Below are 15,923 nucleotides of genomic sequence, written 5' to 3'. Positions count from 1 at the left end.
AAGCAGCGTGGTAGTAACCATATGTCTGGATTTATCGGATTCGGTTCTACTAGCTTGGTTTACTGGCTGATATTCTTTACTCAGTCAGAGATACTTGTTTTACCAGCCGGGAGATGACCACTCCCGGCTTTTACCTGCTCGCCCCCGGAAGCGGCGGGAGGGGATTTGGCTGGGATTAGCTGGAGCAACATGGCGATAGCACCGGAGGGGGAATTTGGAGCTGTAGGAGGGGCAGCGTCCGCCTTTGACTCCGGATTTCAACCGCACACAGCGGTCTAATCGAAGAAATCTGGAGTCAACAGCGGCCGGAAGCCCAAATTTCACCGCAGGTGCGACTACCGCCCAAATTGCGGCCATGCTCTTCAGATACTTCGATCCCGCCGTTTCCTTCTATATAAAGAGAACGGTTTCACAAACGCAGACAAGGCTGAGCATCTCTGCTAAAATGAGGAATAAGAAACAGCCGAAGGAGAGAGAGCATGTGCTGAAACGCAAAAATTATTGGCTGCTGTTTGCTGTTCTGCTGCTGGCGCTGACAAGCTTGTCGCCCAGTATGGAGCTGGATACGGACAACGGTAACTATCCGCCCAGACAGCCGCCTGACCAATCAGAGCGTCCTCCTTCAGGTGAAGCAGGGGAGATTCAGAGCCTTAACATCCGCGTATCGCTTAGCCGCGAGGAATTCAGTGTCCTGGAGCGGATCAGCAAGAATTATACCTTGTCCAGCGGAGTTAACGTAATGCTTAAAAATGTAGATTCGGAAGACGGGGCGGCGCAGGTGCGGGAGGAATTGACCGTTGGGGCCAGTCCGGATATCGTGATGCTTGACGGTCACAGCATTTATGATCTGGCGACCAGGGGATATCTGCTTCCTGTAGATATCTATCAGAGTGTTCCGGGAAGCACGCCGCTTACGATGCTTATTCCGCAGATGCAGTGGAACGGATACAACTGGGGGGTGCCGCTGGATATCGATCCTTATGTGCTGGTATATTCCCCGGAACGGCTCGCCAAGCTGGGTCTGGCGCAAGCACCGACAAATCTGGAACAATGGAATGAGCTGCTTGCACGGCTGAAGGGTGAAGCGGAGAAGAACCGATATCTGCTGGCTATGGATACGCGGAATCCGTACGGGTATGCTGCGGTGCTGCAGAGCATGGGCAGCGGGCTGCTGTCTGCGGGTCTGGCTCAGGCACAGTGGACAGAAGGGGCACGCAGTTATTTTTATCTGACCAGCCGGTACAACCAGAAGATCTGGGAGATGCTGCAGGATGGACAGCTTGCGGTGGCGGCAGTGCCGCTCTCGGAATGGAAGAAGCACGGGAACACGGCGCTGGCGGTACAGGTGCCGCAGGAACAGGAGGGCGCACATCGCTATGAGGTCATCAACAGCCGCTTTTTCGCCCTTCCGGCCCAATCCGGCAGTCCTGAAGCAGCAGTCAAGTGGCTGGCCTATGTAACCTCAAGCACTGCCCAGCTGGAATGGCTGAAGAACACGGACCGTCTGCCTGCACTGGACGAGCTGTACCGCTCGGACCAGCTTAAGCTTGAGCGGCTGCCCATGGATGCCGGATGGTTCTTTGCAGAGGACAACACTCCCGGCTCAGGCTCAGAAGCTGAGTGGAACCGGAAGGCGGAAGCGGCGCTCAGTTTGCTGACCGGCAAGCTGGATGCAGCCGGCTATGAAGCTCAGGTGAAGCCCCCTTCAGAATGAGAGGGACAGCTTCACATGGAGGATGCCATCCGAGCTGGATACCTCGGTGGCCTGCAGGAAGGAGACGATTTTGGACGGATAGAAGCCGAGATCGAATTCTTCCTCCAGAGCCTGGCGGGTCGTATCCGGCAGCTCCAGCCCATTGAAGACTACATGATCAACATGGAACATCAAGCCGTTGACCGGCTCCTTTTGGATGGTATACCGTCCGGTCAGCGACAGCGACAAGCCCCCGCTTTGTCCCGTAGCCGTAATCGAATGGTCCTTGAACTCGAAGCGGAAATCCTGGAATAACTTGTTCTGCGAGACCAGGAACGTATTCAGATCCTCTTGCGAAAGCGCCAGATTATAAGTCATCCCCTTGCGGACCAGCACGCCATCCCGGTTCTGGACGAACTCCGGCAGATGCTTCATGGCTGACGCTAATGCTTTGAAGTAGGTCCGTACCTCATGAAGTCCGATACTCTCCCAATATTTGCTGAACTCCTCCAGCAGACGCTCCATACTCGCGGGATCTGTACTGGCCTGAATACCGCCTTCGATTTCCTTATTCAAGGCGAGCACACGTGTCTGCTGCTCTTCAAGTGCAGTTTTGAGCTCTGTAAGCTCCTTGCTGCTGCGCTGGGCGGCTGTGAGCGTGCTCTTCAGATCTTTATACTGATCCTCATACTCCGTGAGCGTTCTCCGGTCCTGCCCCATAATAATCTCATAATAATCGACTAGAGCGAGCAATCTGCTGATACTTTTGGCAGACAGGAAGGCTGTAAGAAGTCCGTCCCGTTCCCCCATATAATACGCCCGCACAACCGCACCGGCCTGTTCCTGCTTATCCGCGATACTCGTCTGCTTGTCGGCTGCCTGCTTCTCCAGCATCGCGACTTCGTGTTCGAGTGTCTGCTGCTCCACAGTAATCCGGGCAATTTCGCGTTCAATCTCTGCAGAGGAGAGCGTCTGCTCCAGCAGTTTGCGGGTTTCTTCATTATCCGGCATAGAGGGCGGCGAAGCACTGACTCCAGAGCTGGAGCCGGTACCGGCAGACAGATATACCGTGGAAGCCGGCGGCACAAGGATGCAGGTGAGAATGAATACGGCTGCGAATAACCGGCGTAAGCAATTACGGAATAACACCACATCACCACCTTGAGCAGAGTTTAACAGGGCTATACTAAACATATGTTTCGGCCTGTTAAAATATCATACCCTGTTTTTGAACTCCCGGAACTATAATTCTGCAAACAAAAAAACGGAGATGCTTCCTTAAGGCAAGAAGCCATATCCGTTTCGTTCCTATATATATGCGTTACAGCGGCAATCCCATTTCAAATATCGTCCAGTAGCTGAAGCCTGTAAACGTCAGGATCATATAGCCCCAAAAGAGCAGGATGTAGGTCTTTTCCGTAAACTTCATGTACCCCAAAATCACAAAAAAAGCGGTTTGCAAAAAGAATAACAGGGCCATTTCCGTGAGATTACCGGCAAAAGCCATAAGTCCGATGGCGAGTGTGAAAAATCCCAATACGCGAAACATGCGGTCCAAGAGAGGGTCCCCCTTCCAGTATGAATCCGGCTACTGCTGCTTACCATTCATTATAACGGCTGTCTAAAACACTGTAAACGAATTCATCGAAAAAATTACAGAAATTTATAAAAAATATGATTTTTATAATTGACACAAGCCTTTTACGGCTGAAAAGAGAATTTATAGCAAAGGTAGTATGAGGTGCAGACAAATTGGCAATACAATTTAGTATCAAATAGATTCTATGAACTCTAATAGAGGCATAGAAATGGAGTAAGCAGCTTTTATCCCTATTCACTACCCGGCGGAGCTGCCGGTTCTGAAGATGGTTATTTCATGATGTTGTTAGGAGGGTTTGGCTTTATGACAGCCGTTAGACAGGATGCTTGGAGTGCGGAAGATGATCTGATATTGGCAGAAATAACGCTGCGTCATATCCGTGAAGGCAGCACACAGCTTGCTGCTTTTGAAGAGGTGGGTGAGAAAATCGGCAGAACGTCGGCTGCCTGCGGTTTCCGCTGGAACAGCTGCGTGCGCAAAAGTTACGAGGATGCTATCGGAATTGCCAAGAGCCAGCGGCAGAAACGGAGTTATCTGAAAAAACAGCCGTCCTCCCGGGGGGCGCAAGTCGCCGGATTAATTCTGGGAGACATTGAGGAAGACTATGGACGCAGCGAAGGCTTAAGCGAGAACAGCTTGTCTATTGATGCTGTGATCCGGTTTCTGAGACAATGGAAAGGAACGTTCCAGGAGGCTGGCAGACAGCTTAAGATGCTGGAGCGGGATCTGCGTGAGAAGGAAGATGAACTCACAGAGCTTAGAATTGAGAATGAACGCTTGTCCAAGGAAGTCAATCTGGCCCAAAGCGATTACCGAGTGGTCAATGATGATTACAAGGCGCTGATCCAGATTATGGACCGTGCCCGCAGACTTGCTTTTCTTAATGAAGAGGATGAAGAGAAGACCCGGTTTAAAATGGACGCGAATGGAAACCTGGAACGGATTGAATAGAATAGGAATACAGCGAACCTTGCAGCTCCAGTGCCGTATAGCACCAGTGTTGCAGGGTTTTTTGTTTTGCTTTTGAAGAGACGGGCAGGATATAATTAGGAAAATTATTGGAGCTTGGCTGGAAGGCGGCATTGGCATGAGAATAGATGTGATCGGCGCGGGCTCTCTGGGGCTGCTGCTGACAGGCAAGCTTATCGCTGGCGGAGCTGAAGTGCGGATATGGTGCCGGAGTGAGCAGCAGAGCCGGGCTTTGACGGAGCACGGGCTAACGCTTAGCTATGAAGACGACAGAGCAGCAATGCTGCTGGCAGGCGGGAGCTTCTCTGCTGAACCGGTGGGGAAGTATGCGCAGCGGCAGCTGACCGATCCCGGGGATGTTACATTGATCACCGTCAAACAAAAGGTGCTTCATGAAGCTTTTCCGGAGCTTCTTCAGCCCCTTAAGGACCGGAAACTTATAATGATAGGATTCCAGAACGGCTGCGGACACCTGGAGCTGCTTCAGGAGCTGCTGCCGGAGTCATCCATCTGGGCGGCTGTAACAACAGAGGCGGCCAAGAGGAAAACATTAACAGAGGTTATTCATGCAGGTAAAGGGGAAATATGTATAGGAAAGAGCAGCTCATCTATCCATATTAATGAAACAGCTCTGCCGGATTCTGAACCTGCTGCAGTAATTAGTTTCATAAAAGCTCTGAGCGCAGCAGGATTCAACGCTTCTCTGTCGAAAGAAGTGGATACCATCATTTACCGGAAGCTCATGATCAATGCTGTAATTAATCCTCTAACCGCAATATGGCGGGTCCCGAACGGCGAATTGCTGGCTTCCCCTGAACGTGTACAGCTCATGAAGGAACTGTATGCAGAGGCCGCCCGTATATTCGATGCCTGCGGGATTACCCTTAAGCAGCAGACCTGGGAGGCTATTCTTGAAGTATGCCGCGCGACGGCGGGCAATATTTCATCCATGCTGGCCGATGTGCTTGCTGACCGGGAGACGGAGATTCGCTGGATTAATGGAAGCATTGTGAATATTGGACTGCAAAGGGGCGTTGAGGCTCCGCTGCACCGCTGGATCTGCGGGCTGGTAGAAGGCATGACTGTGAGGGAGAGGTGAGGCTGTTTGGAATTTCTCCGGAATTCGTTCGGCGTGTTAAGCGTTATTCCGATTGTTCCTTTTTTGATTGTGTATTTCGCAGGGATTGGGTTAAGGCATGATAAAAGAAAAACGATGATGATGGCAATGGACATCACTACATTGTTTCTGCTGCTGTCAGTTTCTGGACTGTTCAATATTGTTTTTAATTCAACCTTTGGATTCTTTCTTATACTACTTATTGTATTAATATCCGCCGGACTGATTGGCGGCGCGCAAAACCGGCTCAAAGGAGGGGTAGACGGAAAAAGGCTACTCCGTGCAGTATGGCGGCTTTCTTTCTTTTTTCTCGGCGTAGGTTACGTATTATTTATGATTGTAGGCCTCATTCAATACATATCACAAGCGATGTAACGTTCCACTGCTCCGGTGAAGCGTCAACGTCACAAAATTTTAAAGAATTAAAAAAAAGTCGTTTTCAGAAAATATTGCTCTAGATTTTTTTGACCACTGGTTGTATAATCATAAACCATATACCACATTCTATTTAGGGGGAACTGCTAGATGAAGAAGAGTAAAAGTCTATTGCTCATGTTCGCATTAGTTTTGGTTATCGGCACAGTGCTTGCTGGCTGCGGCGGAAACAAGAACAATGCAAACAGCGGCACCAATGCAGCGGCGACGACTGCACCAGAGGGCAGCACGAACACAGGAACAACAGGTGACGAGAAACTGGCTGCTGACCAGACACTGAGAGTTAACCTGACTGCAGAACCACCTACTTTTAACCCTGCACAAGCTCAGGACAGCCAAGCCAACACCGTCCTGAAAACTATGTATGAAGGCTTGACCCGCATGAATGATGAGACTGGCCAAGCTGAGCCAGGTATTGCCGAGAAGTGGGATGTTTCCGCTGACGGACTGGTATATACTTTCCACCTGCGTGATGCACAATGGAGCAACGGCGACCCTGTAGAGGCTGCTGACTTTGTTCGCGCTTGGAAAATCGTGCTGGATCCAAACACAGATCCTACCGCACCATATGCTTACCAATTGTACTACCTGAAGAATGCTGAAGAATATTATGGAAAGAAAATTACAGATTTCAATCAAGTGGGCGTAAAAGCTGTTGACGCGAAAACTCTTGAAGTTACGCTGAAAGCACCTACTCCTTACTTCCTTGGACTTCTGTCCTTCTATACTTATTACCCTGTACACAAATCCGTTGAGGGTAATGCGAAATGGGCAACAAGCAAAGATACTATGATCACTAACGGTGCGTTCACCTTGACTGAGTGGACTACCGGCCAATCCCTGCAAGTAAGCAAGAACGATAAGTATTGGGATGCTGCTAGCATTAAGCTGGCCAAAATTGACTTCTCCTTGGTTAACAGCGGCGCAACTGAACTGCTGAGCTACAAGAACGGCGAACTTGACCGTGCTGGCGCACCACACGGTGAAATCCCGCAGGAACAGATTCCAATCGTACAGAAAGAGCTTCCTAACGAGTTCCAGAGAAAAGGTATCGCAAGTACCTACTACTATGAATTCAACATCACAGAAAAACCGTTCGACAACGTTAAAATCCGTAAAGCCCTGGCAATGTCTATTAACCGTCAGGCACTGATCGACAATGTAACATTGGGTGGACAAATCCCTGCATTTGGTTATGTACCTCCGGGTATCGCCGGCGCTGACGGTGAATTCCGTAATGCAGTCAAAGACGACTACTTCAAAGAAGATATTGAAGGAGCTAAGAAGTTGCTGGCTGAAGGTCTGGCTGAAGAAGGCCTGACTGCACTGCCACCGGTTGAACTGTCTTACAACACAAGTGAAGGCCACAAGAAAATTGCTTTGGCTGTAGCTGATATGTGGAAACAGGCTCTGGGTATCACTGTTAACACTGTGAACCAGGAATGGGCTGTATTTATCGACAACCGTCAGAACCTGAACTACCAGATCGCACGTGCCGGCTGGACTGCGGATTACAATGATCCAATGACCTTCCTGGATATGTGGGTAACAGGCGGCGGTAACAATGATACAGGTTACGCTAACCCTGAGTATGACAAGCTGATTAACGAAGCTAAAACAAGCTCCGACCTGGCAAAACGTCAAGAATTGTTTGCTCAAGCAGAAAAAATGATCATCCAGGATGATATGATTCTGATTCCGTTCTACTACTACACAAACAACTCCCTGAGTAAAGAGTACCTCAAAGGTGTAACTCTTGACTTCAGTGGTGCCATTGACTTCACTCGCGGCTATCTGCTCGAGCACTAAGTTTGGCAGAACCTTGAGATTGCTTAACTGAATAGTGGTAGTCTGAAGGGAGCAGTACACTTCGGGATATATATGTGGAATTCCATATATATCCCTTTTTTTTGCATTTCAGGCTTTTTGTTAAACATTTCACGAACTTACAAAATAAGAAATTAGACAAATGGCCAATTTTTTCATAAAATCTAATTATGTGTCTTAAAAAAAGTCAAAGGAGGTGTTGATGGGGATGGCCCGTTATGTTGCCAATAAGTTTTTCTATATGGTTGTCTCGCTGTTCGTACTGATTTCAGCGACCTTTTTTCTGATGAAAGCTATTCCGGGGGACCCGTTTACGGCTGAGAAGAAGATTCCACCAGAAATAAGAGCGCGTTTATACGAGCAGTATGGATTGGACAAGCCGCTCTATCATCAGTATTTCAAGTATTTGGGTGAAATTGTCCAAGGTGATCTTGGTGTATCCATGAAGCGTCTGAATCAGGATGTAACTCACTTGATCGGCCAGACATTCTCGGCGTCTCTGAAGCTGGGGGTTATCGCAATTATTGTGTCGGTTATTGTCGGTGTCTTTCTCGGCATGATGGCGGCACTCTATCACCGCAAGTTTATAGACAGTGCAGCAATGGTGCTGGCGGTGCTGGGGATTGCGGTTCCGAGCTTTGTAGTCGCCTCGCTGCTGCAATATGTGTTTGCCTACAAGCTCCATATGTTCCCGGTCTCCGGGTTTAAGGGGCCGATGTATTATTTCTTGCCTGTCGCCGCACTATCAGCGCAGCCGATAGCCTTCATAGCGAGGCTAACGCGATCTAGTATGCTGGAAGTCCTGCATGCGGATTACATCAAGACGGCTAAGGCCAAGGGCCTAAGCTGGGCAGCTATCCTGAGCCGCCACGTGCTGCGCAACGGGATTCTGCCGGTTGTAACCTATATGGGACCTATGACAGCTAACATCGTAACAGGTTCTGTAGTTATCGAGCAGATCTTCGGTATCGGCGGTATCGGCAAACAATTTGTCGAAGCAATTGGTGTCCGCGATTATACCGTGATTATGGGGATTACCATTTTCTATGGTGTACTGCTTATGGTGGCCCGGTTTATCACTGACATTGCTTATGTATTTGTAGATCCGCGTATCAAACTAACTGGTGGAAAGGAGGGCTAACCATTGGCTTCTGACAAAAACTTGGTATCGCCGGATGCGAACCTGAAACCGGACGATTTCCGTCATATCGGAATTGATGAACGGCAGGCCGAAGTCATTCAGCGCGAAAGTCTGTCCGCTTGGCGGGATTCCTGGGAGCGTCTGCGCCAGAACAAAATGGCAATGACCGCACTTGGTATCCTTGGACTGATCATACTGGCGGCAATTTTTGCTCCGTTCTTCTCAAAGTTCAATTACTATTCTAACGATCTGCTCAGCACCAACAAGCCTCCTTCATCCGACCACTGGTTTGGTACAGATGATCTGGGCCGTGATATCTTTGTCCGTACCTGGTACGGCGCGCGTATCTCACTGATTGTCGGTCTTGCTGCCGCTGCAATTGACCTCTTTATCGGAGTAATCTATGGCGGTATTATGGGCTTCTTCGGTGGCCGTGTAGACAACATCATGAATAAGATTTCTGAAATTCTGTACTCCATCCCTTACCTGCTGGTTGTTATCCTGCTCTTGGTTGTCCTTGAGCCAAGCCTTGGAACCATCATCCTGGCACTAACCATAACAGGCTGGATTACCATGTCCTGGATTGTGCGCGGGGAGATTATGCAGCTGAAGAACCGTGAGTTCGTCTTGGCTTCACGTTCGATGGGTGCAAGTTCCAAAAGACTGCTGTTCAAGCATCTTTTGCCGAATGCTGTAGGACCGATTATCGTAACGATTACACTATCTGTGCCGAATGCGATTTTTGCCGAGGCGTTCCTGAGCTTCCTCGGACTGGGTGTACAGGCTCCTATTGCTTCACTCGGATCAATGATCAGTGACTCACTGACTGGCTGGATGTATTATCCGTGGCGTTTCCTGTTCCCGGCCATCCTGATCAGCTTAACGATGCTTTCCTTTAACATTTTCGGTGACGGTCTGCGTGATGCGCTCGACCCTAAGCTGAAGAAATAGACCATATGGAATCCATTCGCGGCAAGATATTGGCATGATCCTTCAAGACCCGATGACTTCTTTGAACTGAGCGATCAAGGTGGGCAAACAGATAACCGAAGTTTTGATCAAACATCAGAATATGTCAGCGGCCGAAGCGAAATGATCGAGGTATTGAAATGCTGAAGCTAGTAGGCATTACAGGATGCGACGGCTCGCTTTAACCAATATCCCCACGAATTCTCCGGCGGAATGTGTGACTGGTTCATCGTTACACCAAAGGTCTTGTGCGGTTAGTGCCGCGTCTTGACCACAAGAAGGGTAAGCTGCTGATTCCAATCATCAGAAGCTTCCCCTGATCTAATTAAGCCGCCGGCCGGTTGTCATTTCACAGCACGTTGCAGTGAAGAAGTGCATAGCTGTGAAGGGATGGACCCCGGCTCCACAGATTCAGTGATACGCATATGGCGCGCTGCTGGAATCTGCATTCGATGGCCAAGGAGGTGCAGTTCGTTTGAGTAAGAATTTGAGCAAGAATCTGATTGAAGTAGAAGGTCTTAAGAAGTATTTCAATGTTGGTAAGGGAAGAGTTCTTAAGGCTGTTGATAATATTAATTTCTCGATTCGCGAAGGCGAAACCCTGGGTATGGTAGGGGAGTCGGGCTGCGGGAAGACTACTGCAGGCCGTACCGTTCTCCGCTTGTATGAGCCGACTGCAGGAAGTGTGAAATACAATGGTACAGATATCTACAAGTTGTCCGGCGGCAAGATGAAGGCCATGCGCCGTGATATGCAAATGATCTTCCAGGACCCGTATGCCTCGCTTAACCCGCGGTTTACGGTATCTGACATCATCGGGGAAGCGCTGGATATCCATGGTCTGGCCGGAAGCCGGCAGGAACGCAAGAAACGGATTGAGGAGCTGCTGGATATGGTTGGACTTAACCATGACCATGCCACCCGGTATCCGCATGAGTTCTCCGGCGGACAACGCCAGCGTATCGGAATTGCGCGTTCTCTTGCCGTGAATCCTAAGTTCATCGTCTGCGATGAGCCGATCTCCGCACTGGACGTATCGATTCAGGCGCAGGTCGTTAACCTGCTCAAGGAGCTGCAGGACCGTCTCGGACTGACTTACCTCTTCATCGCGCATGACCTGTCTATGGTTAAGCATATCAGTGACCGTGTGGCTGTTATGTACCTGGGCAAAATGGTGGAGCTGGCGGAAAGTGAAGAACTCTATGCTAACCCGCTGCATCCTTACACCAAATCGCTGTTATCTGCTATTCCGGTTCCAGACCCGGAAGTCGAAGCGAACAAAAAACGCATTCATCTGCATGATGAGCTGGGCAGCCCGATTTATGCTGCCGGTGAAAAAACAAATGACAGCGACTTTGAGATGATTGAGGTGTCCAAGGGACATTTCGTTGCCAAACAGTTTGCCTGAAATGAAAAGGGTAGTATTATGTAGGCGGGAGCGTTCAGCTCTCGCCTATTATTTCAATTGATAAGAATAGTTTTCCCGATCCCGGCGCTTCTTTCTTTGACGCCGCACCTTACTTTGGATACAATCATAAAGGGTTTACCGATTTATGATTACATATAGCAGGTTTAGAACAGGAGGCAATTGCATATGAATGTTGTACCGGAACCACTGCCGGGCGGATCTGCGCTCGCCAGTGACTATATACATCAATATGAAACAGTAGGACATTTGTATGGCGGGGACTTCCGCAGCCAGGAGAGCCGGGCTGAACGCGCACAATGGCTGGATCGTACAGGAAGCTTACGTGCAGACCGTGCAGACGTAGTTACATACTTACGCAGATATAACGGGAAGCACAATGCCCATGAGGCCGTCCTTCGTTCGCTTGAGCTGCTGGAGCAGCCCGAGACTCTGGTGGTGACAGGCGGACAGCAGAGCGGCTTGTTCACCGGCCCCCTCTTCGTGGTCTATAAAGCTATTACTACTATACAGGCTGCCCGGGAAGCTGCTGCCCAGCTGGGGCGCCCGGTCGTTCCGCTGTTCTGGATTGCCGGGGAGGATCATGACTGGGATGAGGTCAATCATACGTATGTGCTGAACCGCACTGGCGAAATTACCCGGATTAAGCTGGAAAAGGGCGAAGGACCCCGGTCTTCCGTCAGCGAGATTAAGGTAGACGCAGACAGCTGGATTCAGGTGATAGCGCAGCTGGACGGCTTGCTGCAGGACAGTGAGTTCAAGCCGCAGCTTATGGAGCTGGTGACAGCTTCATCACAGGGTGCTGAGAATATGACGGAGGCTTTTGCCAAGCTGATGGGTGCTTTGTTCGGGCAATTCGGACTTATTCTGCTGGATTCTGCAGATCCTGCCCTGCGCAGGCTTGAAGCCCCGATGTTCGCCTCCATGATCGAACGGAATGATGAGCTGGAGACGGCCTATCTTGCTGCGGCGGAACAGATTAAGGCGAGCGGATATGAGCTGCAGGCTGATGTAACGCCGGGCAATGCTAATCTTTTCTATATTCATGAAGGTGCACGGCTTCTGCTCCATAAGGTGGAGGGGCGGTTCACAGACCGGAAAGCTACGGTATCCTTCACCCGTACTGAACTTCTGGAGCTGCTGGAGAGCCATCCCGAACGGTTCAGCAACAATGTGCTTACCCGCCCGCTTATGCAGGATTATGTGCTGCCTGTCCTGGCTACGGTGCTTGGACAAGGGGAAATGGCCTACTGGGCGATTCCGCATCAAGCCTTTAAGGTATTGGACGGACAGATGCCGCTGATTATTCCGCGTATGTCATTTACAGTGATAGAGGGAACGCTTCATAAGCATATGGATAAATACGGCTTGTCCTTCACGGATGTACGGATGCATCTGGACGATAAGCGCAAAGAGTGGCTGAGCGCTCAGGATGAGCTGAAGCTCGAAGACAAGTTCGAAGAGATCAAAACAGCGTTCTCCGGGATGTACGAGCCGCTGATTGAACAGCTTGGCGGTATTCAGGCAGGGCTGCTGAAGCTGGGCAACAATAACAAGGATAAGATTATCGACCAGATCTCTTTCCTCCAGGGTAAAGCACTGGATGCGTTGGAGAAGCAGAATGAGGCTGGGCTGCGCCAGTGGGAGCGGATCGAGCTATCGCTTATGCCACTGGGTAAGCTGCAGGAGCGGGTCTATAATATGATGTATTATTTGAACCGTTACGGCCTGGGCTGGCTGGATGAATTGATGGCTGTGCCCGCTGACTACAGTGGAACACACCGTATTATTTATATGTAAGAACAATATTCTAGGGGGTTCTACCATGAGTTCATTATCCAAGCACAACAGCATTGTCGCCGATCTGTCGCTTGCACCTGAAGGCCATCTCAAAATCGACTGGGTTCGCCAGCATATGCCGGTGCTGAACCGTATCCGTGAGCAGTTCGAAGCGGAGCAGCCGTTCAAGGGGCTGAAGGTCTCGATCACGCTTCACCTGGAAGCCAAGACCGCTTATCTGGCTAAGGTAGTACAGGCGGGCGGCGCCGAGGTAACGATCACAGGTTCCAATCCGTTGTCTACTCAGGACGATGTGTGCGCCGCGCTTGTTGAGGACGGCATTACGGTGTTCGCCAAGTATAATCCCTCCCCGGAGGAGTTCAAGGCATTGAACATCAAGGCGCTGGAGAGTAAGCCGGATCTGATTATCGACGACGGCGGTGATTTCGCCACCCTGCTGCATTCCGAACGTCCCGATCTGATGGAGAATATCCGCGGGGGCGCTGAGGAGACCACCACTGGTATCATCCGCCTTAAGGCGCTGCAGAAGCAAGGAATGCTGAAATTCCCGATGGTGGCTGTTAATGACGCCTATTGTAAATATTTGTTCGATAACCGTTATGGTACAGGACAATCGGCATGGGACGGCATTGTTCGCACAACGAACCTGATTGTGGCCGGCAAGACAGTGGTTGTAGTGGGCTACGGCTGGTGCGGCAAAGGTGTAGCGATGCGGGCCAAGGGGCTGGGGGCGAACGTAATTGTTACGGAAGTGGACGCGATCAAGGCCGTGGAAGCCCACATGGACGGGTTCCACGTGATGCCGATGCTGGAAGCTGCGAAGCGCGGAGATTTCTTCGTTACCGTCACTGGTAACCGGTATGTCATCCGTGGTGAGCATTATGATGTGATGAAGGACGGTGCGATCCTCTGCAATGCCGGGCATTTCGATGTGGAAGTGAACAAGCCGGAGCTGGCGGAGCGCTCAGTGTCCCAGCGGACGGTACGCAAGAATATCGAAGAGTATCAGCTGAAGGATGGACGCAAGCTGTATTTGCTGGCTGAAGGACGCCTGGTGAACCTTGGCGCAGCCGATGGCCATCCGGCAGAGATTATGGATACCACCTTCGCACTGCAGGCCCTATCGCTTAAATATGTGAATGACAATTATAAGAGCATTGGCGTCAAAGTGGAGAATGTTCCCTATGATCTGGATGAGCAGGTAGCACGTTACAAGCTGGAAAGTCTGGGGATTGCCATTGACAGCCTCACCCAGGCACAGACCGAATATCTGGACAGCTGGAATCTGAACGATTAACGATATGGATCTGCACGAGCCCGGAGCCAATCACATTGGCCCGGGCTTTTGCGTGTGATGAGAGTCTTAAGAATAGGCTCTTGACAAATAAGCAAAAATTACCTTGCTCCGGAAAAAGGTTTTTGATTTTTAATGGCGAATCTATTATGCTTAGGTGGTGAAAAGTGGGGCAAAGTGGGGAATCGGGAACCAGAGGTGGGGACAAAGCATGTTTATGGGGGAATACCAGCATAGCATTGACGATAAAGGCCGGATCATTATCCCTGCCAAGTTCCGTGAAATGCTCGGAACCTCCTTTGTAGCGACCCGCGGCCTGGACTCCTGCCTGTTTGTTTATCCCATGGAAGAATGGGGAATCATGGAGCAAAAGCTCAAAAGCCTTTCACTGATGAAATCGGATGCCCGCGCCTTCAGCCGCTTTTTTTTCTCAGGAGCGACCGAATGTGTATGGGACAAGCAAGGCAGGGTGAATCTGCCGGGGAATCTGCGGCAATATGCCAAGCTGGACAAGGACTGTGTTATTCTGGGCGTTTCGAACCGGGTGGAGATCTGGAACAAGGAGCTATGGGAGCAGTACTTCGAACAGTCAGAAGAATCGTTCAACGAAATTGCCGAGAAATTGGTGGATTTCAATTTTGATCTATAATACACACACAAATCGAATTACTGCCTTGGAGGGATGCAGCTTGTTTCACCACATCACGGTACTTAAGGAAGAAGCGACAGAAGGGCTGCACATCAAGAAGGATGGCATATATGTAGACTGTACGCTCGGGGGAGCCGGGCACAGTTCGCTTATCGCCTCCAAGCTTAGCGGCGAGGGCCGGCTGATCTGTCTGGATCAGGATGACTGGGCGCTGAATAATGCTAAAGAGAAATTGTCCGGATACGGCGACAAGGTGGTTATGGTCAAGACCAACTTCCGTGATCTGGAGCAGGTACTGAAGGAGCTGCCGTTTGTTCCGCAGAAGGACGGAGTTCCCCAGGTAGACGGGATTCTCTATGATCTGGGGGTATCTTCTCCGCAGTTTGATGAAGGGGAACGTGGATTCAGCTACAATCATGACGCTCCGCTGGATATGCGGATGGACCAGTCGGCAGAGCTGACTGCAGCCGATATCGTCAATACCTGGAGCGAGCAGGAGATTGCCAAAGTGTTATTCCAGTATGGCGAAGAGAAATTCTCACGGCGGATTGCCCGTAAGATTGTGGAGCGCAGAGAAGAACATCCGGTGGAGAACACGGAAGAACTGGCCGAGCTGATTAAGGAAGGCATTCCGGCGGCGGCCAGAAGGACCGGAGGACATCCGGCCAAACGGAGTTTTCAGGGACTGCGGATTGCCGTCAATGATGAGCTGGGTGCTTTTGAGGAAGGGCTGCATGCTGCTGTACGTTGTCTGGCGCCTGAAGGAAGGGTATCTGTCATTACCTTTCATTCGCTGGAGGACCGGATCTGCAAACAGATTTTCAGCAGTTATCTGAGCCGCTGCACTTGTCCGCCTGACCTTCCGTACTGCGTGTGCGGTGCCAAAGGTACCCTGAAGCTAATCAACCGTAAGCCGATTGTGCCGGGAGAAGAAGAGCTGGAGCTTAACTCACGTGCCCGTTCAGCCAAACTGCGTATCGCAGAGAAATTGTAGATGACGATA

14 protein-coding genes and 1 pseudogene are annotated in these 15,923 nt (G+C 50.4%); 13 read left to right on the top strand and 2 right to left on the bottom strand.

The features are described from left to right. The first annotated feature begins 481 nt into the window (after positions 1 to 481). Positions 482 to 1,714 (top strand): extracellular solute-binding protein, encoded by a 1,233-nt coding sequence (locus tag HQN87_RS04220; protein ID WP_216857139.1) that lies wholly within the window; start codon positions 482 to 484, stop codon positions 1,712 to 1,714. Here the strand turns inward: HQN87_RS04220 and HQN87_RS04215 are convergent. Both HQN87_RS04215 and HQN87_RS04210 read right to left on the bottom strand, forming a co-directional pair. Beyond that, positions 1,706 to 2,842 carry a coiled-coil domain-containing protein gene (locus HQN87_RS04215; RefSeq protein ID WP_216857138.1) on the bottom strand — a complete coding sequence of 379 codons (1,137 nt, stop codon included), beginning with the start codon at positions 2,840 to 2,842 and terminating at the stop codon, positions 1,706 to 1,708. The genes HQN87_RS04220 and HQN87_RS04215 overlap by 9 nt on opposite strands. Before the next feature lie 172 nt (positions 2,843 to 3,014). After that, positions 3,015 to 3,251, bottom strand: coding sequence for a DUF2626 family protein (locus HQN87_RS04210; protein WP_173128255.1), 237 nt, complete (start codon positions 3,249 to 3,251; stop codon positions 3,015 to 3,017). Between the two features lie 345 nt (positions 3,252 to 3,596). Here HQN87_RS04210 and HQN87_RS04205 point away from each other — a divergent pair, with 345 nt between their 5' ends. The 12 genes and pseudogenes from HQN87_RS04205 (at position 3,597) to rsmH (ending at position 15,914) form a co-directional block, all read left to right on the top strand. Beyond that, complete coding sequence (locus HQN87_RS04205; RefSeq protein WP_173128252.1) at positions 3,597 to 4,244, top strand: RsfA family transcriptional regulator; 648 nt, start codon at positions 3,597 to 3,599, stop codon at positions 4,242 to 4,244. Positions 4,245 to 4,380: 136 nt separating this feature from the next. Then, positions 4,381 to 5,361, top strand: a complete 981-nt coding sequence (locus tag HQN87_RS04200) for a ketopantoate reductase family protein (protein ID WP_173128249.1) — start codon at positions 4,381 to 4,383, stop codon at positions 5,359 to 5,361. A 6-nt stretch (positions 5,362 to 5,367) separates the two neighbouring features. Next, a complete protein-coding gene (locus HQN87_RS04195; protein ID WP_173128246.1) occupies positions 5,368 to 5,754 on the top strand; it encodes a DUF3397 domain-containing protein in 387 nt (128 codons plus the stop codon). Between the two features lie 150 nt (positions 5,755 to 5,904). Next, positions 5,905 to 7,623: a peptide ABC transporter substrate-binding protein gene (locus HQN87_RS04190; RefSeq protein ID WP_173128244.1), complete on the top strand. Its 1,719-nt coding sequence runs from the start codon at positions 5,905 to 5,907 to the stop codon at positions 7,621 to 7,623. Positions 7,624 to 7,849: 226 nt separating this feature from the next. Further along, entirely contained in the window at positions 7,850 to 8,782 is a 933-nt protein-coding gene (locus HQN87_RS04185; RefSeq protein WP_173128242.1) for an ABC transporter permease, read from the top strand. Between the two features lie 3 nt (positions 8,783 to 8,785). Next, positions 8,786 to 9,733, top strand: a complete 948-nt coding sequence (locus HQN87_RS04180; RefSeq protein ID WP_301953151.1) for an ABC transporter permease — start codon at positions 8,786 to 8,788, stop codon at positions 9,731 to 9,733. A gap of 5 nt (positions 9,734 to 9,738) precedes the next feature. Continuing rightward, positions 9,739 to 10,230: pseudogene (locus HQN87_RS32230) on the top strand (oligopeptide/dipeptide ABC transporter ATP-binding protein); the annotation flags it as partial. A gap of 8 nt (positions 10,231 to 10,238) precedes the next feature. Further along, entirely contained in the window at positions 10,239 to 11,159 is a 921-nt protein-coding gene (locus HQN87_RS04175; RefSeq protein WP_173128879.1) for an ABC transporter ATP-binding protein, read from the top strand. A gap of 186 nt (positions 11,160 to 11,345) precedes the next feature. Further along, positions 11,346 to 12,977 (top strand): bacillithiol biosynthesis cysteine-adding enzyme BshC, encoded by a 1,632-nt coding sequence (gene bshC, locus HQN87_RS04170; protein WP_173128240.1) that lies wholly within the window; start codon positions 11,346 to 11,348, stop codon positions 12,975 to 12,977. A 25-nt stretch (positions 12,978 to 13,002) separates the two neighbouring features. Then, the gene (locus HQN87_RS04165; RefSeq protein WP_173128238.1) at positions 13,003 to 14,274 is read left to right on the top strand and encodes an adenosylhomocysteinase; all 1,272 of its coding nucleotides are present in this window, start codon (positions 13,003 to 13,005) and stop codon (positions 14,272 to 14,274) included. Positions 14,275 to 14,482: 208 nt separating this feature from the next. After that, positions 14,483 to 14,920 carry a division/cell wall cluster transcriptional repressor MraZ gene (mraZ, locus tag HQN87_RS04160; RefSeq protein ID WP_173128235.1) on the top strand — a complete coding sequence of 146 codons (438 nt, stop codon included), beginning with the start codon at positions 14,483 to 14,485 and terminating at the stop codon, positions 14,918 to 14,920. Between the two features lie 40 nt (positions 14,921 to 14,960). Further along, entirely contained in the window at positions 14,961 to 15,914 is a 954-nt protein-coding gene (gene rsmH, locus HQN87_RS04155; protein ID WP_173128233.1) for a 16S rRNA (cytosine(1402)-N(4))-methyltransferase RsmH, read from the top strand. The last annotated feature ends 9 nt before the right edge of the window (positions 15,915 to 15,923 follow it).

Origin of the sequence: Paenibacillus tritici, from assembly GCF_013204885.1 — a bacterium.
Lineage (GTDB): Bacteria > Bacillota > Bacilli > Paenibacillales > Paenibacillaceae > Paenibacillus_AQ > Paenibacillus_AQ tritici.
This window is presented reverse-complemented; position numbering and strand designations above follow the sequence as displayed.